21 protein-coding genes, 2 tRNA genes and 1 pseudogene are annotated in these 24,407 nt (G+C 45.4%); 13 read left to right on the top strand and 11 right to left on the bottom strand.

Annotated elements, in window-relative coordinates:
* Positions 1-84: 84 nt before the first annotated feature.
* Both KEJ24_02850 and KEJ24_02845 read left to right on the top strand, forming a co-directional pair.
* Positions 85-285, top strand: coding sequence for a hypothetical protein (locus KEJ24_02850; protein MBS7646761.1), 201 nt, complete (start codon positions 85-87; stop codon positions 283-285).
* A gap of 117 nt (positions 286-402) precedes the next feature.
* Positions 403-1,029: a hypothetical protein gene (locus KEJ24_02845; protein MBS7646760.1), complete on the top strand. Its 627-nt coding sequence runs from the start codon at positions 403-405 to the stop codon at positions 1,027-1,029.
* Here KEJ24_02845 and KEJ24_02840 read toward each other — a convergent pair.
* The 3 genes from KEJ24_02840 to KEJ24_02830 are packed head-to-tail and all read right to left on the bottom strand — an operon-like array spanning position 1,024 to position 2,519.
* Positions 1,024-1,533 (bottom strand): hypothetical protein, encoded by a 510-nt coding sequence (locus KEJ24_02840; protein ID MBS7646759.1) that lies wholly within the window; start codon positions 1,531-1,533, stop codon positions 1,024-1,026. The two genes, KEJ24_02845 and KEJ24_02840, sit on opposite strands and share 6 nt — an antisense overlap.
* Positions 1,530-2,006 (bottom strand): hypothetical protein, encoded by a 477-nt coding sequence (locus tag KEJ24_02835; protein MBS7646758.1) that lies wholly within the window; start codon positions 2,004-2,006, stop codon positions 1,530-1,532. Before KEJ24_02835 ends, KEJ24_02840 begins: the two co-directional genes overlap by 4 nt.
* A 21-nt stretch (positions 2,007-2,027) precedes the next feature.
* A complete protein-coding gene (locus KEJ24_02830) occupies positions 2,028-2,519 on the bottom strand; it encodes a hypothetical protein (GenBank protein ID MBS7646757.1) in 492 nt (163 codons plus the stop codon).
* A 110-nt stretch (positions 2,520-2,629) separates the two neighbouring features.
* Here KEJ24_02830 and KEJ24_02825 point away from each other — a divergent pair, with 110 nt between their 5' ends.
* Positions 2,630-3,277, top strand: coding sequence for a hypothetical protein (locus KEJ24_02825; protein MBS7646756.1), 648 nt, complete (start codon positions 2,630-2,632; stop codon positions 3,275-3,277).
* A 10-nt stretch (positions 3,278-3,287) separates the two neighbouring features.
* On the opposite strand, the gene gatE is transcribed toward KEJ24_02825, so the two are convergent.
* From gatE to KEJ24_02805, 4 genes are all read right to left on the bottom strand, one after another.
* Positions 3,288-5,189, bottom strand: coding sequence for a Glu-tRNA(Gln) amidotransferase subunit GatE (gatE, locus tag KEJ24_02820; protein MBS7646755.1), 1,902 nt, complete (start codon positions 5,187-5,189; stop codon positions 3,288-3,290).
* Positions 5,186-6,529, bottom strand: a complete 1,344-nt coding sequence (gene gatD, locus KEJ24_02815) for a Glu-tRNA(Gln) amidotransferase subunit GatD (protein MBS7646754.1) — start codon at positions 6,527-6,529, stop codon at positions 5,186-5,188. Before gatD ends, gatE begins: the two co-directional genes overlap by 4 nt.
* 137 nt (positions 6,530-6,666) lie before the next feature.
* Positions 6,667-8,256 carry a tRNA uridine(34) 5-carboxymethylaminomethyl modification radical SAM/GNAT enzyme Elp3 gene (locus tag KEJ24_02810; GenBank protein ID MBS7646753.1) on the bottom strand — a complete coding sequence of 530 codons (1,590 nt, stop codon included), beginning with the start codon at positions 8,254-8,256 and terminating at the stop codon, positions 6,667-6,669.
* Between the two features lie 102 nt (positions 8,257-8,358).
* Entirely contained in the window at positions 8,359-8,520 is a 162-nt protein-coding gene (locus tag KEJ24_02805; GenBank protein MBS7646752.1) for a 30S ribosomal protein S30e, read from the bottom strand.
* Between the two features lie 77 nt (positions 8,521-8,597).
* On the opposite strand from KEJ24_02805, the gene KEJ24_02800 reads away from it, so the two are divergent.
* The 6 genes from KEJ24_02800 (at position 8,598) to KEJ24_02775 (ending at position 15,902) form a co-directional block, all read left to right on the top strand.
* Positions 8,598-8,682, top strand: a tRNA-Leu gene (locus tag KEJ24_02800).
* A 136-nt stretch (positions 8,683-8,818) separates the two neighbouring features.
* Positions 8,819-11,416: a hypothetical protein gene (locus KEJ24_02795; GenBank protein ID MBS7646751.1), complete on the top strand. Its 2,598-nt coding sequence runs from the start codon at positions 8,819-8,821 to the stop codon at positions 11,414-11,416.
* A gap of 87 nt (positions 11,417-11,503) precedes the next feature.
* A complete protein-coding gene (locus tag KEJ24_02790) occupies positions 11,504-12,553 on the top strand; it encodes an ABC transporter permease (protein MBS7646750.1) in 1,050 nt (349 codons plus the stop codon).
* A 110-nt stretch (positions 12,554-12,663) separates the two neighbouring features.
* A complete protein-coding gene (locus KEJ24_02785) occupies positions 12,664-13,980 on the top strand; it encodes an ABC transporter permease (protein MBS7646749.1) in 1,317 nt (438 codons plus the stop codon).
* On the top strand, positions 13,980-14,930 hold the full coding sequence (locus KEJ24_02780) for an ABC transporter ATP-binding protein (protein ID MBS7646748.1): 951 nt from the start codon (positions 13,980-13,982) through the stop codon (positions 14,928-14,930). Before KEJ24_02785 ends, KEJ24_02780 begins: the two co-directional genes overlap by 1 nt.
* A 6-nt stretch (positions 14,931-14,936) precedes the next feature.
* On the top strand, positions 14,937-15,902 hold the full coding sequence (locus KEJ24_02775; GenBank protein ID MBS7646747.1) for an ABC transporter ATP-binding protein: 966 nt from the start codon (positions 14,937-14,939) through the stop codon (positions 15,900-15,902).
* Positions 15,903-15,971: 69 nt separating this feature from the next.
* On the opposite strand, the pseudogene KEJ24_02770 reads toward KEJ24_02775, so the two are convergent.
* Positions 15,972-18,689, bottom strand: a pseudogene (locus KEJ24_02770) (GNAT family N-acetyltransferase).
* A gap of 226 nt (positions 18,690-18,915) precedes the next feature.
* On the opposite strand from KEJ24_02770, the gene acs reads away from it, so the two are divergent.
* Complete coding sequence (acs, locus tag KEJ24_02765; GenBank protein MBS7646746.1) at positions 18,916-20,955, top strand: acetate--CoA ligase; 2,040 nt, start codon at positions 18,916-18,918, stop codon at positions 20,953-20,955.
* A 64-nt stretch (positions 20,956-21,019) separates the two neighbouring features.
* Positions 21,020-22,327 (top strand): OFA family MFS transporter, encoded by a 1,308-nt coding sequence (locus KEJ24_02760; protein MBS7646745.1) that lies wholly within the window; start codon positions 21,020-21,022, stop codon positions 22,325-22,327.
* 51 nt (positions 22,328-22,378) lie between these two features.
* Here the strand turns inward: KEJ24_02760 and tsaA are convergent, their stop codons facing one another.
* Entirely contained in the window at positions 22,379-22,801 is a 423-nt protein-coding gene (gene tsaA, locus KEJ24_02755) for a tRNA (N6-threonylcarbamoyladenosine(37)-N6)-methyltransferase TrmO (GenBank protein MBS7646744.1), read from the bottom strand.
* A 130-nt stretch (positions 22,802-22,931) separates the two neighbouring features.
* Here tsaA and KEJ24_02750 point away from each other — a divergent pair, with 130 nt between their 5' ends.
* On the top strand, positions 22,932-23,150 hold the full coding sequence (locus KEJ24_02750) for a hypothetical protein (protein ID MBS7646743.1): 219 nt from the start codon (positions 22,932-22,934) through the stop codon (positions 23,148-23,150).
* 72 nt (positions 23,151-23,222) lie between these two features.
* Here the strand turns inward: KEJ24_02750 and KEJ24_02745 are convergent, their stop codons facing one another.
* Entirely contained in the window at positions 23,223-23,711 is a 489-nt protein-coding gene (locus tag KEJ24_02745; GenBank protein MBS7646742.1) for an adenosine-specific kinase, read from the bottom strand.
* A 23-nt stretch (positions 23,712-23,734) separates the two neighbouring features.
* Positions 23,735-24,148 carry a hypothetical protein gene (locus tag KEJ24_02740; protein ID MBS7646741.1) on the bottom strand — a complete coding sequence of 138 codons (414 nt, stop codon included), beginning with the start codon at positions 24,146-24,148 and terminating at the stop codon, positions 23,735-23,737.
* A 113-nt stretch (positions 24,149-24,261) separates the two neighbouring features.
* Here KEJ24_02740 and KEJ24_02735 point away from each other — a divergent pair.
* Positions 24,262-24,335, top strand: a tRNA-Ala gene (locus KEJ24_02735).
* Positions 24,336-24,407: the final 72 nt, after the last annotated feature.

Below are 24,407 nucleotides of genomic sequence, written 5' to 3'. Positions count from 1 at the left end.
CGTTTACGTCTAATTGGATAAAAGTGACCTACACACAATGGATATAAGCGTGATGGCGAATTATTGTTCTTGAGGCTTTAAATCATGAGCGTTGAAGTGTTAGAGGAAATCAGGAAAGAGCTGCGGGAACTTAGGCTTCTCTACAAGGAACTTGTGGAAAAGCTCATACACGTCGAGAAGCCAACACCCGAGGAGCAGAAAGCCATAGAGGAAAAAGACGAGATAGCTGGCGAGGACGAATTGATGAAAGTGTTGGACAAGGCAAATGTTCGCCGTAAAGATTAAAAGAAAAGCCCTTAGAAAACTCGAAAAGCTAGGTGCAAAAAGGAAACAATCTTAATACACTACATCGGGCCAAGAGAGAAAGCCTACATATAACAAAGGGCTTGGTGGCTACATAGTATGGCAAAACTGGTTTTTGTGATTGAGCATTTGGAGCCTGAGATTGGCAAGTGGCTTCTTTTCGAGTATGAGCATGCCTCGGAGATTGTAGGCAAAAACCACTTAATGTTCACAAATGTTAAGGAAGCGGATGAACGGCGGCTGCTTTCGGAGTTTGGCATGGTTGAGGAGAAGGGTGCGGCGGAGATTTTCAGCCACGGAAAAGTCATAGTTTTGGATCCTAAGGCTGAGCTTCCATTAAAGCCTGAAGATTTTGTTGGTAAGGAAGCTGTCGTTGTGGGTGGGATTTTGGGCGACCACCCGCCGCGGGGCAGAACAAGAAAGCTTTTGACGAGGCGTTTTTCAGGGACGGTTGTGCGCCATATTGGCATGTGGCAGTTCTCCATTGACGGAGCCGTTTACGTGGCTAAGCTTGTCGGCGAAGGAACACCGTTAGAGGCTATACCAGTTAAGAAAGGCTTGAGGTTGAAGCTTAACGAGTATGGTGAAGTGTATCTGCCGTATGCTTATCCGCTGCGGGATGGAAAACCCGTTATAAGCCCGAAACTGGTGGCGTACCTCTGCTCGGACGAAATAGTGAAAGATGAAGAGAAACTGTTTAAGGGCGAAAAATGGTCAAGCCTATAAGCCTAATTTCGCTTTGATTTTTGGAAGCCATTCCCTCTGCATTTGAGCAATGCCAAACCCTGTTATGCGATATCCGCCATCGCTTGTTTTTTCGGCGATTTCCGCCTTTACAAGCTCGCCGAGACGTGTACTCGTGATCTTCGGGTTTTTACCCAGCTTAGCTTGAAGCTCCTCCCGCGATAGAACATCAGTTTTTAGCATGCCAAGCCTAAACCCTAAATGGGCGGCTAAAAGGTGCAAAGCCAAGGTCTCATTGTCCGTAAGCTTCTCCTTCGAAACAAGCAGATGGGGCGCATTATCTGCAAAACCAATCAAGCCTCTACAGTCTTCCACAAGTTTCCGCAAATCAACATTTAAAACCAGAGCCTTGGCGATTTGAAAGGCTGGAGCATGCTCGGCGAAAAACCTGTTTAGAGCTGTCCAAACCTCTTCAAGGCTGCCGGCAAACGTGTACTCAACGTCGCCGTATTTCACGTGAACCGTCAGTGGCGGCTGGCTGGTCACGTCATCATCCCTCGGAGTTTAGCTAAGACTTCCTCCTCAATCCATTTTTCTCCTTGAACCGTCAGCTTGAACTCCGGCCTTTTCGGATCCGGTTTAAACACTTGGCCGCGTTTGACCATCTCATTTAGGCGAGCCGGCACCATGCACTTTACACCGCTGGATTCAAGAAGCTTCTGAATTTGGGTGGCGGTGTTTTGTCTTCCCTCTGAAGCGTATAGAACAAGTCCAATAGCCTCGTAATGTGTAAGCTTCTCGCGGGGAGCAATCAGCACAGGCCCCTCGGTGGTGAACTCTATTATGCCTTTAAGCTGGGCAGCTGCGGAAGGCGCAAGCTTGCTTGCCACCAGGCTGGAAACGTTTTCCACAAAGTCTTTCGGAAAGGCTTCCAAGAGGCCTAAAACTTCTTGGGGCGTTTCGCCCTCCACAACTATTTCGCCGAAAGGTGCTTTTATGCGAACTTCAACTCTTTTCATCGCGTGCCCTCCATCCCCTCTTTACTGCTGTTGGGCTAATACCTCCTTTTCAGCTAGAATATAGACATAACCCTTATCCGTTTTCCAGCATCTAACCACACCCTTCCGCACAAGAGCCAACAGGTCCCCAGCCAGAGTTCGCCCTGGAAAATGCATGTCGTTGGCGGCTAAAGCTTCTTTCAGCTCCGTAACGGTTCGTGGACGCCATTTACCCCAGTCGCTTTCCAAGACTCGCAAGAGTGCCTCGCTGCAGTTTTCCACTTTTGGAATTTTCGGGTACCTTTCTATGGGAGATTCAGCCTTGACAACGGTCACCGGAGTTGGACTGGACGCCTTGGCCATCACGGCTATCTCTTTCGATTTTAGGCTTTCAAAGGCCTTGTTAAAGTTTAGCATTAGATTGGGCAACTCTCTTATGGTTTCTAGTACTTCGCTTTTTGAACCTTTAAGTTCAACCTCATATTCGCCAGCCTTTACGCGGATGGAAAACTCTTCGCTTGGCTGCTTCGCCACCTTCTCACCCTAACGGACTACACTATATGAGTGGTGGTTCTCCTTTTAGAATTTACGCGTGTTGACATATTGTGGCCCTGGGAATATCGTATTAAATATTACGATGCAATATGAACGCTGGGAGAAAACTTGACCAAAAAGGTTTCGGCGTATGGCTCTTCAGCATCATAACAGCAATAGCAGTCGCCCACTTAGCCGACGCAGCCAACACCATAATATTCAACAAACCGCCAACCCTTCTAAGTCTATACCCAGTTGACGAGGCAAAAATTCAAGCAATAACACCTAACGTGTACCTTCTCGTCACCGCCCTCTCCACCATAATCTTTTGGGGAATAACATGCGCCATAGCCTTTGAAAACCCTGTAGAAGCCTTCCTAAACAAAATTCTATCCGACGCCAAAAAACAAAGCGCCGTGGAAACCCAACTGCTAGAAGAGAAAAGCGAAATCCTAGACGTCATGAACGAAACCGTCGAAATGAACAACGAAATACTTTCAGAAGTCAAAGACCTAATCTACAACATAAGAGCTGAGATAAAAGAAATACAGCCCCTCAAAGAGGGCGTAGAAAAAATAAAAGCCGAACTCACCCATTTGAAAAAAGAGCTAAAAAGCTTTGAAGAGAAGCTGAGACACCCAAAAATCTGTGTAACATGCGGGAAACCTGTGCTTCCCGAGTTTAACGTTTGCCCCTACTGTGGAGAAATTCTGAAGCCAATAAATGAGCAGATAGCTTCTTTAGAGAAGTACTATTAGCTTTAAGCCTTTACAATTTTGCTAATTTCTGTTTAATTATCTCGCTGACAACCTCAGCATTCGCTTTTCCTCTAACTTCCTTCATAACCATGCCCATTATGAGACTGAAGGCTTTTGCACCACTTTTCTCGACCAAGCTCTGGTTTTGGCTTATTATTTTATCTATAAGCTTTTCCAATTCCTCTTTTGACATGACTTTAAGGCCTAGGTTTTCAAGGGCTTCCTTCACGGTTTTGTTTTCGTTTCTCGCCAGCCAAGCAGCAATCTCTGGAAGGGCCTCCTTGGTTATTTCTCCGTTTCCAAGCGCCTTAAAAACTTCTTTTATACGCTCCTCTGAGAGCTTATCTACTGGTGTACCCTCCCGTTTTAGCGCTTTCAGCGTTTCTGTGAGGAAGGCGGCAATGGTCGTTGGTGAGACTTTATCTTCCTTTGCTATTTCTTCGAAGACTTCCACATATTCTGAATCCATCAACTGCTGGGCTAGCTTCTGATTGAGGCTGTATTCCCGCATAAGCCTCTGAAGTCTTTGTTCCGGAAGCTCTGGCAAGCGTTGGCGAATCTTGTTTAAATATTCTTCTGTCACCTGCACGGGCGGTATGTCCGTTTCTGGGTACATGCGGGCTGCTCCGGGTCTGGGTCTCATGTAGCGGGTTGTGCCGTCGGGGTTTGCTGCTCGAGTTTCCTCTGGAACACCTTTTAAGGCTTCGCTGGCTCTTTCAAGCACAGCCTTTAGGGCGTCTGCAGCGTTTTCCGGCGTGTCTGCAACGAAGACCACCGCGTCTGTGGGTTGGGCATTCACCGCCCTCTTCAAGGCTTCAATTTCTTCGGGAGTTATACCGTATGCTGGAAGCTCGTCTGTATGGAATATTCCGCCAACCCGTCCCCAGAAGCGGGCGCGGTCAGCCATTTCTGTTCCAAGGCGAACGCCGGGCATGAGTTCACGTTTTAGGAAACCTGCGAACCCGGGGAGTTTCACAGCTAGGACTCGCTGACCTTTTTCTATGGCTTTCCGGATTACCTTGCAGTTTGTTTTTTGGAAAACTTCTGTTATATCGAAGAATTCCATCTTGAGGTTTTCTGGGCGGACTCCGGCTTCGGCCAGTTCTTGGCTTATTTTTATTAGGTTGAGTTGCCTCTGCACCTCGTATTCGACGACGAGCGGTATGAGTTCCAGTTCCTGGACGCCTTTTATCTCTGTTAGGGCTCCGCTCTTTATGGAGATGTTTAAGTCCTGGCGTATTGTGCCCAGTCCCCGCTTGACTTTTCCAGTGGCACGTAGGATTTTGCCTATGGCTAGGGCTACTTCGCCAGCTTCTTTTGGCGTGTTTATAACAGGGGCTGTTGCCACTTCAATTAGGGGTATGCCCAGCCTGTCTATGCGGTAACGTATTGTTGTACCCTCCTCGTCTGTTTTGCGGGCAGCGTCCTCCTCTAGGCTTACGTGTTGGATTGGCACTGTTTTCTCGCCCACTTTTATTGTGCCGTTTAGGGCTATGACGCATGTGCGCTGAAAACCCGTCGTGTTGGAGCCGTCTATGACTGTCTTGCGCATGACGTGAATTTCGTCCACTGGTGTGGCGTTCATCATTAAAGCTGCTGTTATGGCTATTTCAACGGCTTCCATGCTTAGTGGGTGTGGGGGCTCCTCATCCATCTCTACTAGACATGAGGTTCGGCTGTTCGCCTCGTACAGAATTTTTACGCCTTTTTGGAATTCGAAGTAGGCGGCTGGGTCTATTTGACCGAGCTCGCTTTGGGTTGGCCTCAAACGCCTTAGGAAGGTGATTTCAGGCTCTTCTTTGAAGAGTTCTGGTTTGCAGCTGCAGAAAAGCTTAGTGGAGGTGTCTAGCTGCTGGTGCACCTCCAAGCCCACCTTCAGGCCCAGCTGGGCGTAGTTCAATTTTTCGCTCATGGCTTGCTTTCCTCCATCTTATAGAAGGTGCGGGTGGAAAATTCTCCGGCAATGTTTGTTTTCAAAAGCTGTTTGGCTTCGTTGGGGTTATCTGTTTGCCCGTAGATCCACATGAGTTTAACAGTGGCGGTTTCCGCTGGCATATCCTCAAGCGGTATGACGCCCAACGCCAGCAAGTCCCGTCCAGTATCATAAACATTCATGTTTACTCGTCCCCAGATGCACTGGGAAGTCATGGCCACTAAAACGTTCTTGTCCACAGCCCTTTTAATTGGCTGGAAGAGGCTTTTAGCCACATGTCCCAATCCAGTACCCTCAAGCACAATCGCCTTGTAGCCATTATCCACATACCAATCTATTATGGCTGGATCCATGCCTGGATAAAACTTGACGAGTGCGACTTTGTTGCTGAAGTTTGGCTTAACCACAAGCCGCCGTGAGGGATCCCGCCTTTGATAGTCCTCAGTCAGCATCGTTATGCGGTTTTCCTCTATTCTTGCTAGGGGCTGAGCGTTTACGGATTTGAAGGCGTCTCGGCGGCTTGTGTGGCACTTGCGGACGCGGGTGCCCCGATGAAGCACTATGCTTGTGTCAGATACTGTTTCATGCATGGCTACTGCAACCTCGGCGAAAGACGCCCGAGCGGCGGCCAAAACAGCACCGGCCAAGTTTGTGGCGGCATCCGAGCTTGGGCGGTCGGCTGAACGCTGGGAACCAACAAAAACAACTGGGACTGGCAAGTTTTGGAGGGCGAAGCTTAGGGCTGCAGCCGAATAACCCATAGTGTCAGTACCGTGAGCAATTACTACGCCATCCACGCTTTCAGCAATTTTTTCCGCCACTGTTTTTGCCATCTCCGTCCAGTGGACTGGCGTAATGTTCTCGCTGTAAAGACTGAACAAAATTTGGGCGTCAATACGGGCGATATCGGCTAATTCTGGCACGACGCTGTACAAGTCACTGGCAGATAAAGCTGGGCGAACAGCGCCAGTCCGATAATCAACACGACTTGCAATAGTGCCACCAGTACTAATAATGGCGACATTTGGCAGGGCTGGATTCTGCTCAGGCAAGGGCGGAGCAACAAAAGCCGGCTTCTCACCTCGCCCAACCTTCTCAACCTTGGCGTTCGGAGTTAGGCGAACACCAATATTGTAGCCGCTCCTCAACTTAATCACAATATGCCGGTCATCGCCATACTCAGAGCGTGGAATAAGAATGCCCTCATACACTTGACCAGCCTTAGTGATACGGATTAAATCGCCAACCTCTGCTCCAATGCTTTGGAGAATTTCAAGAGCTAACCCCTTATATCCCGAAAGCTCTTCTCCTCCGCTCATTTCAAATTCTCCGCGTTTAAACTGGTAAAAGGCGTTTATTGTCTTTAACTTTATTGCAAGAAATCCGCAAAGCGTGGGCCAGCACACTTGATGGTTCCCAAAACCATCTAACCATGGACTCGTTGTAAACGTTTATTTCAGTCTAGCATTTTTGACATGTACGGTCCATCGTATGTATATCCGAATCGTTTGTAGTATTGTTTTGTGCCTAGGGCGCTTATGACGAGGATTTTTTTGAAGCCGTATTCTTGGCGGGTTATGCGTTCCGCCTCAGCCAGTAATATGCTTCCATAGCCTTTGTGTTGCCATGCTTTGGCTAGGCGTTTGCCCACCGGCACTAGTGGTCCATAGACGTGGAGTTCTCGGATTATGCTGCATGGCTCCGCCCTTATTTCTGGTCTGTGCGCCTTTTCGGATGGTATCCTCAAACGCAAGTAGCCTATTAGAACGTCGTTTTCAGCATCTTCAGCGGAAATGAAGATTTCCTCGCCTTTAGAAGCCTCATAACGCGTCGTCAGAATCTCCACCTTCTCCGAATTTGGTTTTACGCCGTTCGCCAATAGCCGGTGCCCAACTTCGCGGCATCTAATGCACTGGCACTGCAGCCCCTGCTCCTTCAGCTTATGCTGGACTAACTGGCGGAGATTGCTCATTTTGACGCCTGCCACTATGAGCGGTGCCGGTATGTCCCGTTGAACCCGCATAATGCGAATCCAATGCGGAACCATCTTTTTGACTTCAACAATAAGCCTCGCCACCTCCTCGGTTGTGTAGGGCTGGTACTCGTCTCTCACATACCATTCGTAGGCTTTAGTGCCCTTCAAAACAAGGCACGGGTAAATCTTAATCATGTCAGGCTTATAGACGGGATTGGTGAAAATCTCGCGGAAAACTGCCAAATCCTTCTCCATGCTTGAGCCAGGCAAACCAGGCATCAAATGATAGACAATTTTAAGCCCGGCATCCTTCAATATGCGGGTAGCTTCAATTACATCTTGAACTGTGTGTTTTCTCCCAACCAGCCGGTAGATCGCGTCATCCGGATTTTGAACGCCTAACTCGACGCGTGTAACCCCCATATCCAACATTTTGTCCACATGTTTCTCCTTAGCCCAGTCTGGACGTGTCTCCACGGTTATGCCAACATTGCGGATGGGGCTTGCCTCTGCCAGCTGCTTGGCTTCTTGGAGGCTCTGCGAATCTACACTATTTAGGGCGTCTAAACAGCGCTTCACAAACCATGTTTGATAGTCGTCTGGCATTGCTGGAAAAGTTCCACCCATAATTATAAGCTCAACCTTGTCCACCCTGTGACCTATAGCCGTAAGCTGCTCAATTCGGCTTTTCACCTGCAAGTAGGGGTCGAAGGCGTTCTGCAAACCCCTCATAGCAGCGGGCTCAAAACCAGTATAGCTTTGAGGCACCCCATACGGTGGGCCGCCCGGACAATAGGCGCATGGCTCAGGCTGGGGGCACGGATGAGGCTTTGTCATAATCGCCACCACCGTAACGCCCGAAATGGTTCTTGTTGCTTTCCTCCGCAAAACATCCAAAAGCTTAGCCTTCTCTTCAAGCGTCCTTAAAGCCGCAATAATCTCAGAGTTTGATGGAATACTCTCAAGCCTGTGTTTGGCGGCAACCTGCATCTTAACACGGCTGACATCGCTTGGGCTGGGTGAAGGAATAAGCATCAAAGTCTCTATGATTTCCCTAAGAGCTTCCTCCAACATTGGGCGATTTCAACCAAAATACTTCTGGAAAGGCTTATAGATAAACATAAAACCAAAACACAGAAACATCAAGACAAGCTAAACAGCCAAAATAGAAGATTAAACCCAGTTCTGCCCCGGCTTCCTCTGCAACAAAACCCGCTTCTCATAATTACGCCTGGTCCTAAATCGAGGCGTTGGGCTTTTTTTGGGCAAGGGTTGAATTTTTGGCGTCTGAGACCGGACCTTCCCAGCCTTCGAAAGCGAACCATGCGTAGGCAAACACCATACACCTCAAAAAGCATAAGTTTACAGAGCAACTCTTAAACCTTTCCAAACAAAATACAAATTCGACAACTGCAGGGGTAGCCAAGCCTGGCTAAAGGCGCAGGCTTCAGGAGCCTGTCCCGTAGGGGTTCGTGGGTTCAAATCCCACCCCCTGCACTTTGTCAGAACCTACTTGTAGAGTTGGGTTTGTAATGCTTAAGAAAACGCTGTAAAGCGGAATTGGTGATCCTATGGATTCAGAAAGCATTATAAGTGTTGAAATGCAACATTAGGGGTGACGTGGTGGTAGATAATGGGAGAAAAGAGTAAGGCAATAGCGGTGCTTATTCTGTTGTTTGCGGCTGTTGCATTTTCAGCTTCAACGGCTCCTGTATACGCGACTGGACCTGCAACTGACACTTTAATATTCAAAAGTGTGCCCGTAGATTTGGCTGGTGAAGCATTAAAAGCTGGTGACATTGATTACTATATTTTTGGGTTGAGGCCTGCACAAGCCGAAGCATTAAAAGGTCTGCCAGAAATATCCCTCTACTATGCTCCAGCCGGACTTGTGGACGTTATATTAAATCCGGCTCCTGCGCCTTCTGGTGAGCTTAATCCTTTCTCAATTAGGGAAGTGCGGTTTGCTTTAAACTATCTTATGGATAGAGACTATATAGTGAACCAGATATACAAGGGGTTTGCTTCTCCAATGGTCACATTTCTGTCAACATACGATCCTGACTTTGCAACTATTTATGATATTGTGGCGAAATATGACTTTAAATATGACCCTACAACTGCTGCCGCCATAATAAATTCTGCATTAACAAGGGCTGGAGCCACTAAACAGGAAGGAAAGTGGTATTATGGAGGCAAGCCCATAACTCTAAACTTTGTTATCCGTATTGAAGATGAGAGAAGAGATATAGGTGATACCCTCGCATCAGCCTTAGAAAGCATGGGCTTCACTGTGAATAGACAATACATGCCTTTTGGACAAGCAATACGACTAATCTATGGCACAGACCCAAAAGACCTAAAATGGCACTTATACACTGAAGGATGGGGTAAATCAGCTTTGGACAAATATGACTCGGCAACTATAAACCAGTTTGGATGCCCGTGGTACACATGGATGCCAGGCTGGCGAGAAAGTGGCTATTGGCAGTATGAAAACAGCACGCTGGATGATTTAGGAAAGCGAATACTCATGGGGAACTTCACCAGCAAGGCTGAAAGGGACTCTTTGTACAGACGGGCAACAGAAATGATCATTCAGGAATCTGTGCGTATATGGGCTGCTACCAGACTGGAAATCCATCCGGCAAGGACGGAAGTTAAAGGAATCACCAATGACCTAGGTACGGGTTTGAGGTCCCCGATGACTGTAAGAGAAGTATATATACCAGGGAAGACGGAGGTCAAAGTTGGCCACCGATGGATTTGGACAGAGGCAAGCGTCTGGAACCCCATTGCAGGCCACGATGACGTGTACAGCAGCGATATGTGGGCTGCGGTTCACGACCCATTCGTCTGGCGTCACCCATTCAGCGGTGAGCCTATTCCCTTCAGATGGGACTACACGGTTACAACGGCTGGACCTAACGGAAAATTGGATGTTCCGTCTGACGCATTTCTATGGAACGCCACAAAAGACGAATGGGTGGCTGTTGGTTCAGGTGTCAAAGCAACCAGTAAAGTTATGTTTGACTTATCAAAGTATATAGGCACTAAATGGCACCACAACCAAGCCATAACATGGGCTGACATCCTCTTTAGTATTTATCAACACTATGAATTAGCATTTGACCCTGAAAAGTCTGAACTAGAATCTTCAACTTCCGCTTTGCTAGCAGAGACGCTGCCATTAATCAAGGGTCTTAGAATAGTTGATAACACACTGGAGGTGTACTTGGATTACTGGCACTTTGACGTGAACTATATCGCAGACTACGCAGATCTAATCGGTGGCACTCCACCCATGGGTAATTATCCATGGGAAGTTCTTGCAGGAATGGACCAGGTTGTGTTTGTAGAAGGAACCGCCGCATATTCGGAAAGCGCGGCAGAGGCACGAGGTGTTCCATGGCTTTCAGTAGCTTTGAACAGTCATGCACAAATGGTTAAAGATGCTATCGCGAATTTTGCCTCTACAAACTTCTTTCCTGCAAACGTGTTTAACGTTACGGGAACCATGTATGCCACAGCCGACGACGCACAGGTTAGATATGCTGCTGCCATACAGTGGTTCACTCAAAAGGGACACTTGGTTATTAGTGACGGCCCATTCTACTTAGAAAGCTTTGATCCAGCAGGTCAATCCGCTGTTTTAAAGGCTTTCCGTGATCCTACTTATCCATTCTCTAAGGGCGATTGGTACTATGGCCTACCAACACCGCCAGAAATCATTAGAACAGGTGTTCCAACGGTTGTAACCGGCAGTCCAGCATCATTTGTAGTGGATCTAAGCGGTATCCCACCTCTTTACGTCAAATATTTAATAAAAGATCCAATAACCGGCGAAATTCTGGCAGTAGGCAACGCCGAAAGTGTAACAGCAACAAGATTTGTCATAGAATTATCTGAAGATTTCACTTCTAAATTGCAACCTGGACTCTACGAGTTAACTATAGCGGCATACAGCGAGGAAGTTGCCTTCGTAACCACTACAAAAGTATTCTTTGACGTGCTTTCATTCCCAGAAATACCTGAAGTAAACCTGCAACCGGTTTTAGACGCAATAAACCAGCTTTCAGGACAGTTGACTAGTTCAATAACCAGCCTAAACAACGCTGTATCCAGCTTAACCGCAACGGTGAATACTCTAACAATTGTGGTAGCTATCCTAGCAGTGCTTACAGTGATCACAATGATTCTCGCTTTATGGTTAATTGTAAAGAAAAAATAGCTCCCCGCCATTTTTCTCTTTTTTGGGCAAAACTATTTATTTCAGGTATTCCCTCTAGGAAGGAACAAGTATATATTGGCGGTTAAGTTGGGACTTGCAAGAACTTTAGCTGTAAAAGGCGTCACTTTACTGGTAGTTCTTTTCTGTGTTCTAATCCTAACAGTTGTAACAGTGGGTGCCACGGGTCTCTCCGATAAAATACTAAGCGCCATGATGGACGAAGAGTTGAGGGCAACCCGTCAAAAGCTATCCACTCAGATAAAAGATCCGGAACAACTTGAACAAGCTATGGAAAAAATTAAGGAAACCCTTATAGTTGCATATGGCCTTGACAAACCATGGTACGTGCGAATGCCTAATATGCTTTTGAGAATAATCACTTTAGACCTCGGTAACGCAAAAACTCAGCAAACATTCACCGGCAGCATAAAAGTTGCAGACATAATAATGGAGAGACTTCCCAACACAATCCTCTTAATGATAACCGTTTTGGTGATAAACTTTATTTTAGGCCTAGTCATAGGTGTCAAAGTGGCGACGAAACCAGGCTCCATACTCGACAGAACAGTATCTCTTTACTCGTCAATATCCTACGCCCTGCCTACATGGTGGCTTGGAATGCTTTTAATCCTCATTTTCTCCTTCTACCTCAGACTGTTCCCATCCCAAGGCATGTATAGCACACCACCTCCAGCGGATCCAGTTGGCCGTTTTCTCGACCTTCTCTGGCATGCAGGACTACCAATCATAACTTTGGTTATCGCCTTATCCGGCTCATGGATTTACATAACAAGAAGCATTGTTATCACCACGGCTCAAGAGGATTTCGTTACAGCTGCTAGGGCAAAAGGATTTTCCGAAAGACTTGTCCTCTGGAGGTATATAATACGGGTTGCGGCTCCTCCCATTTTAACAAACCTAATCCTCGCGTTGCCAGCATACCTTGGAGGAGCCATACTTACAGAGACCGTTTTCGGCTGGCCGGGCATGGGGCTACTCTATTATAACTCAATAATGGCAGTGGACGAGGCTTTAATCCTAGCTTTGACTTACATGTATACGCTCATCTACATCGCTGCTAGGTTTGTACTTGAAGTTCTTTACGTTGTTTTGGATCCAAGGGTGAGATACAAGTGAGTAGCTATCTTAAAGAATCGCTGAGCGAGTTTTGGGCAAGCAATATTTCAAAACTTGGCGTTATTTTCTTATTAATCGTGGTTGCAGTTTCCATTTTCACCATAGCAACTATGCCTCTCGATTACGGAATCAGGTATTGGAGTAACCCCCGATACTGGATTGAAAACCCAAAACTTGCAAAACCTGTTTGGGTAAACTATATTTCCCAAGAAAAACTACTTGAACACTCAGTTATTTCCTCTGAAACGCCAACACTTCAGATTTCAAGCCCATACTACTTAAAAAATTATGTCATGAGCTACGAACTTAAACTCAGTCAATTTCCGACATTTATTATTCTGAGACTTGAAAACTTAACCTACTATACAAGCCCTCCAGCAGTGAGACTGTTCATAGAAAGACCTGATAATAAAATGATACCACTGTATACGCTAAGCATTGAAAAACCTCTTCCAGAAGAAGAATCTCCATATGTGAGATACTTAAGTGAACCTAAAAGAATCCTTTTAAGCGGCGAAACGGCTATAGCATATTCCCTATCCTCGTTTCTTTTAACAGAATACAACTTCTCGGCAACTCCAAATGAAGTGATGGATATAGGTTATGAAAAAATAATTTTTGGAAAACCAGTCAACGGATCGTTCCAGCCTTTAAATGGCTTGTACAATGTAAAAGTCGTGTTATACTCTGTGGATGCAAGGGACAACATAGGCAAGGTTGCTTTTGTTATTGGCGGGAGGGTTTACGGCCTAATGGGAACCGACACTCTTGGAAGAGATCTCTTTCAGGGACTGCTCTTCGGTTTTCCCGTCGCTCTACTTATAGGATTTGTAACTTCTGTAATTACAACGGTTGTCGGCGCAGTTCTAGGAATAGTAAGCGGTTATGTTGGAGGCCGTGTGGACGATTCTATTCAAAGAGTAGCCGACATCGTAAACAATTTTCCACAGCTTCCTTTATTGATTCTCCTCACCTTCATATTCGGCGGGAAAATCTGGATCATCGTGCTAGTGCTGGTGGCCTTCGGCTGGCCATCTTTAACAATAATCCTCCGCTCCATGGTTCTATCCATTAAAAACGCTCCTTTCGTTGAGGCTGCAGTGTCCATTGGAGCGTCAAGGCTGAGGATCATGATGCGCCATATATTTCCACAAGTAGCCCCCTACATACTTTCCCAGATGATATTTTACACTCCATCTGCAATACTTGCCGAAGCGGGATTAAGCTTCTTAGGACTAGGTGATCCAAGCATGCCAACATGGGGGCAGATTCTTGAATACGGCTTCAAAAACGGGGCGGTTTATCTTGGCTATTGGTGGTGGATTCTTCCTCCAGGGATTCTTATAGTTTTTTCAGCGGTAACCTTCGTGCTCTTAGCTCTTGGACTTGAACCTGTTGTAAACCCGAAGCTAAGGAGATGGCGATAATGGCTGTCCTAAACGTGAACAATCTTAAACTTTACTATGGAACGCTTAGGGGATCAGTCAAAGCCGTAGACGATGTTGCATTCGATCTGGAAAAAGGCGAAGCATTGGGGCTGGTAGGCGAATCGGGATGCGGCAAATCCAGCACAGCTATCGCCCTGATAAGGCTTCTGCCAAGTAACGTTGTAAAGTTTGAGGGAGACATTATATTTAACGGTAAAAATTTGGTAACTCTAAGTGAGGAAGAGATTAGAAGAGAAATTAGATGGAAAAAAATATCACTGGTTTTTCAGGGAGCTATGAACTCCCTTAACCCTGTACTTAAGGTTGGTTTTCAAGTAGCCGAACCTTTAATAGTGCATAGAAACGTTGACAAGAAGGAGGCTTTGGAAAAGGCAAAGGAGTTATTCAAATTAGTCGGCCTACCAGCCGAATATACTGAGAGGTATCCCCATGAGCTCAGTGGAGGTATGAGACAGAGAGTTGCCATTGCAACAGCGTTAGCTCTCAACCCGGAAATTGTGATTTTGGACGAGCCTACATCGGCTCTTGATGTGAGCATACAAGCTCAGATAATGAATCTGCTGAAGAAGTTGAAAAAACAATTACATCTATCCATGATTTATATAACCCATGATATAGCATTAGCCAGCGACTTATGCGATAAGATTGGAGTCATGTACGTCGGCGAAATAGTGGAGCTCGGCTCCATTGAAAAGGTGCTGCTTAACCCAAAACATCCATATACGCAAAAACTTATTTCATGTGTGCCACTTTTAAGGGGTGATAGAACACCGGAATTTATTCCCGGCGCCCCTCCAGATCTCATTAATCCACCTTCCGGATGTAGATTTAACCCAAGATGCCAATATGTAATGGAAAAGTGTAAGGTGAATCACCCTCCAGCATTTAACGTTGATGGAAGACTTGTTAAATGTTGGCTCTATGAGTGATCTGCCTTGAGCGCAATTATTGAACTTGTAAACATTAAAACATACTTCCATGTCGCTAAGGGTTTCTTTAAAACGTTGACGGTTAAGGCCGTTGACGGGGTTTCCCTAACTATACATAAAGGCGAGACGGTTGCTTTGGTTGGCGAGTCTGGAAGCGGAAAAACCACCTTGGGAAGAACAGCCCTTAAACTTGTTGAACCCGCGTCTGGCAAAATAATTTTTGAGGGTAGAGATATCACACATGCCAAAGATCTTAAAGAGTTTAGGAGGAAGGCGCAGATGGTATTTCAAGACCCATTTATGTCGTTGAACCCTTACATGACAATAAAACAGATAATTGAAGAACCAATGATTATTCACGGTTATCCCGCTGATGAAAGGGAGAAACGCCTTCAGAAGGCTTTAAGCGATGTACGTTTGACGCCCACGGAGGAATTTTTACCTAAATATCCCCATATGCTTTCTGGAGGACAACGGCAGAGAGTTGGAATCGCAAGGGCTATTGTGCTTGAACCAGTATTTTTGGTGGCGGATGAACCTGTTTCCATGATTGATGCTTCCAGCAGAGCTGAAATTCTCTACCTTCTTAGAGATCTGCAGAAAAAGTACGAAATGGGCATAATGTATATAACTCACGATATTGCTACGGCGAATTATTTCTCCGATAACATTGGCGTCATGTACCTCGGTAAAATAGTTGAATACGGCCCGACAAAAGAAGTGATAAAAAATCCTCTACACCCATACACAAAGGCGCTAATGGAGGCTGTTCCAGACCCTGATCCTGAAAACAGGTTTAAAGAAAGGAACGTAATTCCTGGAGAACCTCCTAGCCCAATAAACCCGCCGACTGGATGCCGTTTTAACACTAGATGTCCGTTTGTGTTTGAAAAATGCAAGGAAGAACCCGAGTTAATTAATGTTGGAAACAAACATTTGGTTGCATGCCACCTATATTCTTCTTTGAAATAAAGTGAACTTAGATTCTATATTTCCTGCTTCTGTTACACTTACAAGTCTTTTTCTCAGAAATAATATTTTTTAACTTGTAGCCTGCAAAGAAGCGTACCGTAGGTTAGGCTCTTTCTCTTGGAGGTTGAGGATTGCTTTTAAGTTGCCGTCTTCTTGAACTTTTATTGTGAAGCCCATGTTTTTGAGTAGATTTACAGCTTTAACGTTGTCTGGAAGCATTATTGCGTATATTGTTTCTACGCCCATTTCCTTTGCAATTTCTATTGCATAGTCCACCATTTTTGTTCCTAAACCTAATCCTTGCCATGGATCTGCAATTATGAACGCTATTTCGCCTTTTTTACGGTCAGGCTCAAGGCTTATTCTTACTACTCCGAGAATTCTTCTGCGGCCTCCATCGTTTAGTTCAGCTACTATTGCGATTTCTCTTTCATAGTCTATGTTACAATATCTCACTCTAACCTCGTGAGGTGTGTCCTTTATTATTTGGAAAAACCTGAAACGGATTGATTCTTCGGAAAAGTTCTGGAACATTTCAAGCCATAAGGGTTCATCTTCAGGCTTTATCGGTCTAAGCAACACTGTTTTTCCATCCCGCATCCTCCAGAGAGTTTCATACTTTTTGGGATAAGGGCTTATTACTAAATGCTGATGGGGTTCGACATTTTTAAAAATCAAGTCTTTATCTATGACGATGCGTGCGTCTAGGACGTAAGCTTCTTTATCGCTTATCCACAGTGGGTTAATATCTATCTCCTTTATTTGTGGAAAATCCACGAGTAGCTGGGAGAATTGCATCAATATTTCCTCTAGAAGTTTCATGTTGGCTGGCGGCAACCCTCTATATCCGTTAAGTAGATGGTGAACTTTCGTCTCTTCAATTAACCGTTTGATCAAGGTTTGGTTTAGCGGAGGCAAGCCAATGGCATAGTCCTTGTACAGCTCAGCAGCCGTGCCACCAACTCCAAAGAGGACAACGGGGCCGAAGATTTTGTCTTTTTTGGCACCGATCATCACTTCGTAGCCGCGGCCTTTAACCATCTTCTGGACTGTTACGCCTTGAATTTCCGCAGTTGGATTGTACTCTTTAGCAGCTTTAATCACCCGCTCAAATGCGGTTCTAACCTCATTTTCACTATTTAAGTCGAGAGCGACTCCTCCGGCCTCTGTTTTATGGGTTATGTGATGTGAAAGAACTTTTATGGCTACGGGATAGCCTATTTGTGACGCTGACTGTACGGCTTCATCGGCTGTTTTGGCAACGTATGTTTTTACCACTGGTATTCCATAGAATTCGAGAACCTTTTTTGCTTCAGCCTCGGTTAAGACTTCACGGCCTTCCATCGCTGCATTTCTCATAGCCACAACTATTGGACGCTTCGGTGGTGAGAAATCCACCGATAGCTCTTCTGGAGTTTCGTATAGAAGCTCCAGGTTTCGCTTGTATTGGTACATGTAGAGGTATGTTTTAATTGCTTGCTCCGGAGTGAGGTGAGTTGGGATACCATTCTCATTTAGTATACGGTTTGCTTCTTCAATTGCACCGTAACCCATAAACGAGGTCAAAATTGTCTTGTTATGGTATTTACAGCCTTTATACACTTCAACAATGACCTTTGCCACTTCAACAGGATCCGACATGGCTTGCGTTGTGTAAATTACAAGGATACCATCTACGTTTTCGTCTCTGAGACACGCCTCTAATGCAGCTTTGTAACGGTCAGCTTTAGCTTCCTCTAGAAGGTCAATAGGGTTCGTGATGCTGCAATATTTCGGAAGTGTTCTGCTTAGCATGTCAAGTGTTCTTGGGCTTAAAGCGGCAAGTTTACCTCCCCTAGCTATCAGGGTGTCTGTTGCAATAACGGCGGGGCCTCCAGCATTTGTTATTATGGCAAGGTTTGGGCCCTTGGGCAGCGGTTGAAGTCCGAGCGCTTCTGCACAGTTGAATAAGTCGGATATTTCATCAACTCTAACTATTCCTGCACGTTTAAAGGCTGCGTCGTAAATTTGATCCTCCCCAGTTAGAGAGCCTGTATGAGAAGCAGCAGCTTTCGCACTTTCGCTAAATCTTCCGGCCTTAACAACTATTATAGGTTTTGTTCTTGCAAAGTGTCTTGCGGCACTCATAAATTTGCGGGCATCCGTTATCCCTTCAACATACATTAATATACTCCTTGTTTCTGGATCTGTTCCGAAATAATCTATTAAGTCGCCGAAGTCCACGTCAATCATAGAGCCAACAGAGACGAAGTAGCTGAACCCTATGTTTTCATGGATTGCCCAGTCGAGTGTTGCAGCACCCAAGGCTGCACTTTGAGTTATAAAAGCTATGTTGCCTGACTTTGGCATCCTATTTAGAAGTGTAGCGTTAAGTCTGATTTTCGGCTGCATTACCCCCAACGAATTTGGTCCAATTATCCGCAAGTCGTACTTTCGCTTGGCCTCTAGTATTTTATCCTCAAGTTCCTTGCCTTCTGGTCCAACTTCTCTAAACCCAGCGGAGATTATCACTATGCCCTTAATTCCCGCTCTGCCACATTGTTCCACAATTTCCGGAATCGACCTTGCTGGAGTTGCAATGACGGCAAGATCCACCGTTTCAGGTATTTCTTCTACACTTTGATAGGCTCTGAAACCTAAAACTTCTTTCTTTCGTATATTAACTGGATAAATGTTCCCTTCAAAACCTGATTCAATAAGATTTGTCATTAAAGTGCGCCCTACTGACCCCTCCCTGTCGGTGGCGCCTACGAGAGCAACACTTTTGGGATTAAAGATTTTTTCAAGATAAATAGTAACCAGGGTGAACCCCCATGTTGGATTATGAGCGACTGAAATTAAAAACGTTGTGCATGATCAATCGACAAATTAAATTGGGATTCTTTCCGCTATCAAACCCTGACTGAACAATATTCAATCAAAAACCCATGTTTCTTGTTAAACGTAACGTAATATCAACGTAAACTATTTATTTTACGGTTTTTCCTCAGAAACCCTTCCGAGGTAGATAACTGTGGCTCAAAGTGTAGAGGTGTATAAAGAGTTCTTTGAAGGGGACATAATCCCACCAAGCTGGAAAGACAGAGTTTGGAGTAAAGACGATTTCAAAAAGTTCCACGAAAGCACCACAGCAAGCAAGGAAGCCATCGAGAGATGGTGGGAGAAATGGGCAAATGAAATATTCTGGTTCAAAAAGTGGAGCAAAGTTCTAGATGATAGCAAGCCACCATTCTACAGGTGGTTTGTTGGCGGAGAGACTAACTTGGCTTATTTGGCTACTGACTGGCAGATCCAGAAGGGACGCAAGAACAAGCTGGCGATTATATGGGAAGGGGAGCCTTGGGACAGTGAACTCCAACAACCAAAGGAGGTCAAAAAGTTCACTTATTACGACCTATTCAGGATATCCAACATGATAAGCTATGCATTGAAAGAAAAGTTAGGCGTAAAGAAGGGGGAAATTATAACTTTCTATTTACCAATGATTCCGGAACTTCCATTCTACATGCTTGCTGTTCAACGGTTGGGCGCTGAACACAGTGTTGTTTTCAGCGGTTTCAGTGCTGAAGCACTGGCAAGTCGTGTTGTAGACAGCGGTTCAAGAATAATAGTGACTGCTGACGGCTTCTATAGAAGGGGCAAAGTTATAAACCTAAAATCAATAGTTGACGAAGCCATAAAGATATGCGAGAAAGAAGGCCTCAAAATAGAGAAGGTCATAGTTGTCAAGAGGGCTGGAAACGAGATAACGTTCAACCGGGAAAGGGATGTTTGGCATCACGAGTTGATAGCCGACGTGCCGAAAACAGCCTACGTGCCAGTTGAAAGCCAAAAAGAATCGGACAGCGCCTTCATCTTGTATACATCCGGGACAACGGGCACTCCTAAGGCTGTTCAGCACTCAGTAGGCGGCTACGCAGTTGGATTATATGCCACAATGAAAATGCTGTTCGACGTCAAGGAAGATGACATCTATTGGTGCACCGCTGACGTGGGATGGATCACAGGCCATTCATACGTCGTTTATGGGCCACTCATTTCAGGGCTAACAACCATACTCTACGAGGGCAGTCCGGACTATCCTGAACCGGACAGGTGGTGGAGCATCATCGAGAGACATGGTGTGACAATCTTTTATACCGCACCCACCGCCATTAGAATGTTAATGAAGTATCCTGAAGACTACGTTAAAAAACATGACTTGTCAACGTTAAGGATAATTCACACGGTAGGCGAGCCGATAAATCCTGAAGCCTTCCTATGGTACTTCAAAAACCTAGGTCGAAGCGATGTGGTAGCAACCAGCTCATGGTGGATGACTGAAACCGGACACATTATAACCGGGCATTTCCCCGGTCTCGGAAAAATCTTCCCAATGAAGCCTGGAACCAACGGGTACCCGATACCCGGTGTACGTGTAGAAGTTGTTGATGACGATGGTAACCCATGTCCGCCTGGTGTTAGAGGATACTTTACAATAATCTCTCCATGGCCCGGAATGCTTGAAACCTTATACAAGAATCCTCAAAGATACATCGACGCATACTGGTCAAGATTTAAGGGTAAGCTATACTTTTACACAGGAGACTTCGCAGTTAAAGACAAGGATGGATACATTTGGGTGCTTGGAAGAGCCGACGATGTTATCAAGGTTGCAGGTCACAGAATAGGCACTGCGGAAGTTGAGGCAACTCTTGCAAGGCATCCGGCAGTAGCTGAAGCCGCCTGTGTGGGCAGAAGCGACCCGGTTAAGGGGCAGGTGCCCGTGATCTTCACAGTGCTTAAGAAAGGTTTCTCGCCGAGTCCAGAGCTCGAAAAGGAGTTGAAGAATTACCTCAGAGTTTCTATAGGGCCTATAGTGGCTTCAGATGCCGTTATAGCCTTCGTAGAGGTTCTGCCGAAAACAAGAAGCGGCAAAATAATGAGAAGGTTGCTTAGAGCTGTAGTTGAAAACGCAACTTTAGGCGACGTAACGACATTGGAAGACGGCGTTGCCGTTGAAGAAGCGAAAAAAGCCTATGAAATCATAAAGTCCGCTCTTGAACCTAAATAACCCCTATATTTTTTATTTACATCTTTCTCAAACATGATGCTATCCTTAAGAGTGGTGAAACGTTATGTCAAGCGAACCCCTCAAAGTTTTTGGTTTAAAGGCGGAAGTTGGCAGATGGATCGTCGTCATTGCAGGCCTCATCATAATGTTCTGCCTAGGAGCAATATACGCTTACAGTGTAATCTCTGTTCCTTTGAAAAAGATTTTTGAAGCTACGCCCCCACAAGGTTACGGTCTAAAAGTTTCATCCACCGAAATGCAAATTCCATTCATTGTGTTTTTGCTTCTCTTCGCTCTTACCATGCCCCTCGCGGGAAGGTACATCGAGAAATATGGACCAAGAAAAATAACGCTCATCGGGGCTGTACTTGTAGGCCTAGGATGGTGCCTGGCTTCCTTCGCCAACTCTCCATTGACACTTACCTTTCTTTATGGTGTGGCGGGCGGCCTCGGCGTTGGCTTAGCCTACAACTGTCCAATAGTAACATCTACGAAATGGTTCCCTGATCGAAGAGGTTTAGCTGTTGGTTTAACAGTTCTCGGCTTCGGCTTCTCAGCAGCTATTGTAGGGCCACTAGCAGACTTCCTAGCATCAAAGTTTGGAGTGCAAGCCATGTTTCAAATCTTGGGAGGCACATTTTTTGCTTTAACAGCGGCTTCCGCTTTATTCCTCAAACTTCCACCTGAAAATTGGATGCCAAGCGGCTGGAAACCTGCATGGAAACTGGAAACCTTGCAAGTCAATTTGAAAAGAGGAGAAATGATTCGGACGAAAACGTTCTATGTATTATGGCTATGCTACACTATTGGAACATTGGCTGGGTTAATGGCCATCGGCGTTTCAAAACCCGTCGGTTTAGAAGTAGCCTCCAACATTGGAATAAGCGAGCAAGAAATTTCAGCTCTACTTACAGCCCTAATAGCGCCATTCGCCCTCTGTAACGGTGTGGGACGCCCCATATTCGGCTGGTTAACAGACAGGCTGGACCCCAGAAAGACAGCGGCAATATCCTTCACAATGATTATTGTAGCCTCACTAGCAATGTCTGCACTGCCAAACTTGCTATCAGCCTATATATTTGCCTTCGCAGTTTTATGGCTTAACCTAGGCGGGTGGCTTGCAATAGCTCCAGCAGCTACCGCACAATTCTTCGGGACAAAAGATTACGCACGCAATTACGGTCTTGTCTTTACAGCATATGGTGCAGGAGCCCTTATCGGCAACATAATTGCCGGGCAAGCTAAAGATATCCTCGGAGCATACATAAGGATCTTCCCATACGTTGCGGCTTTGTCGGCCTTAGGCCTAATTATAGCCTTAACGCTGAAAAAACCGAGCCAAAAAGTTAAGAGTGCCGGCAATGAAAACTGATTTCAAAACACCATTTCTAATCATTAACACTGTTCCGTCATTTTCTTTTTGTTAAGCTTGATGACTCCACTCTGGGACACGTGCGTCTGGAATAGAGTCCGTTTTTGGGATGTAGGGTTTAACGTCAATTATTGGCGAGTCTTCCATGGCATCAAGCCCCTTAACAACTAACGTACAATCTTCCTTCCCTACAAGTTCAACAACACAAAGCCCTATTGGATTTGGACGAGAAGGGCTTCTGCAGGCAAAAACACCGGTCAATACATTCACCGCGCGTCTTTTCGGAAAAACAAGCAGCACTCGTCTGTCTTCCTCGGTGTCGCGCAAATGCAGCCAATACAACACTATTAAATGGGAGTACTCCTCCACACCCTTCAGTCCATTGCAAAATTCTGGGAAAATTTTTATCCTAGCCACGTCCGTTCCAGCTTTTTCAACGAAACCGATAAAATAGATGACGCTTTGCCTCTTCAATTTTACATCCAAACCTATGCATTTGTTCAACTGTTTAATGTTTGTGATAATATGGATTCGTAATATAGTTTTTGAATTCATAAGTATTTTAATGTTTTAAAGAATATGTATCTCATGCAAGGTGGAGTCCTTGAACAGTCAGATCCTACAAGCGTGTAAGGAATTGATTGACGACGCGAAAATGAGCTGTGCCGACATTGTTTTTAAGGAAATTTGCCTAGAAATTTTGTCTAGAGCACGGCACGTCCTTACCGAGAAACAGTTTAGGCATCTCGTAGATTACGCTGCTGAAAAAATGAAAGAAAAATCTCCCTTTGAAATGAGACAGACGTTAGTAGCCTCCACGTAAACTCATTAAGCATATAGCCCCTACTAGGCTTCTATTCGCCATTGCGGCTCCACCTTGCCACCGCTATTTTTCTCAACCAAGTTTGTAGCCTATTTTTCGCAAAAACTCTTTTCTAGCCTTGATATCTTCTTCCTTCTCTATACCTTTGCTCCTAGAACCGTCTATTACGCCGACTATTCCCCTGCCCTGTTCCGTTTCTGCTATGACAACTTGCAGCGGGTTTGCCGTGGCAGCGTATATTGTGCATACTTCTGGCACCTTTTTAATTTTGTCTAAAACATTTATTGGATAAGCATTTTTAATAAAGATGACAAAGCTGTGGCCACATGCAAGTTCAAAAGCTTTTTCAGCTGCAAGTCGCCGCAGTTCATCATCGTTTCCCTCGTGTCTGACCAAACATGGGCCGGAACTCTCACAGAAGCCTATGCCGAACCTTATGGTTGGAACAGAGTTAACCAAGGCTTCATACAAGTCTTCGACGGTTTTTATGAAATGGGCCATGCCTAAGATTACATTGCAGTCTTTAGGCACCTCAATACTTACAACTTCAAACTTAACCATGCCTTTGTCCCTCTTCAAATAGTTTAGAAATTTAGCTTATGGCTTTTCCTTTTGATTAGAAGCCAATTTTTCTCTCCTCTAAACTTTATAAGGACATATTCTCCCCGCATTTTTTCACCCTTCAAAGTAAACTCTAGCTTGTTATTACTTTTATGTTTCAACTGGTACACCCCCTTATCCCAAATTTCCACGGTTCCGGCGCCGTACATACCCTCCGGTATTACACCCTGAAAGTCCACGTATTCCAAGGGATGATCTTCAACCTCAACAGCTAACCGTCTAACACCAGACTCCAACGGAGGCCCCTTCGGAACAGCCCAACTCTTAAGAACCCCGTCCATCTCAAGCCTAAAATCGTAATGTAGACGCTTGGCGTGATGCCGCTGAACAACGAATCTTCCAGAAAACTGTTCAGCCAAACCTTCCACCAACACTATTTAACTTAACTAATTCATTTAAAATGTAAACATTTTTAGGAAAGGAATAGTGAAAACAGCCAACCGAAATATCTAAATCCGATTTCACCAGTTCTCCATAGAGAGGTCTAAGTGGGCCGGTAGTTCAGGTGGTATGAACGCCCGACTTGCACTCGGGAGGTCGCGGGTTCAAATCCCGCCCGGTCCATCACCTATTTAAGAAGATTCAGGGAACCGTCAATTTCAGTATGTGGAAATCGTTTTGCGTTCTCCATAAATA

The organism is Candidatus Bathyarchaeota archaeon (assembly GCA_018396705.1).
Classification (GTDB): Archaea; Thermoproteota; Bathyarchaeia; order Bathyarchaeales; family Bathycorpusculaceae; genus DRVP01.
The sequence above is the reverse complement of the archived record's forward strand: the minus strand, read 5'-3'. Positions and strand labels throughout refer to the sequence as shown.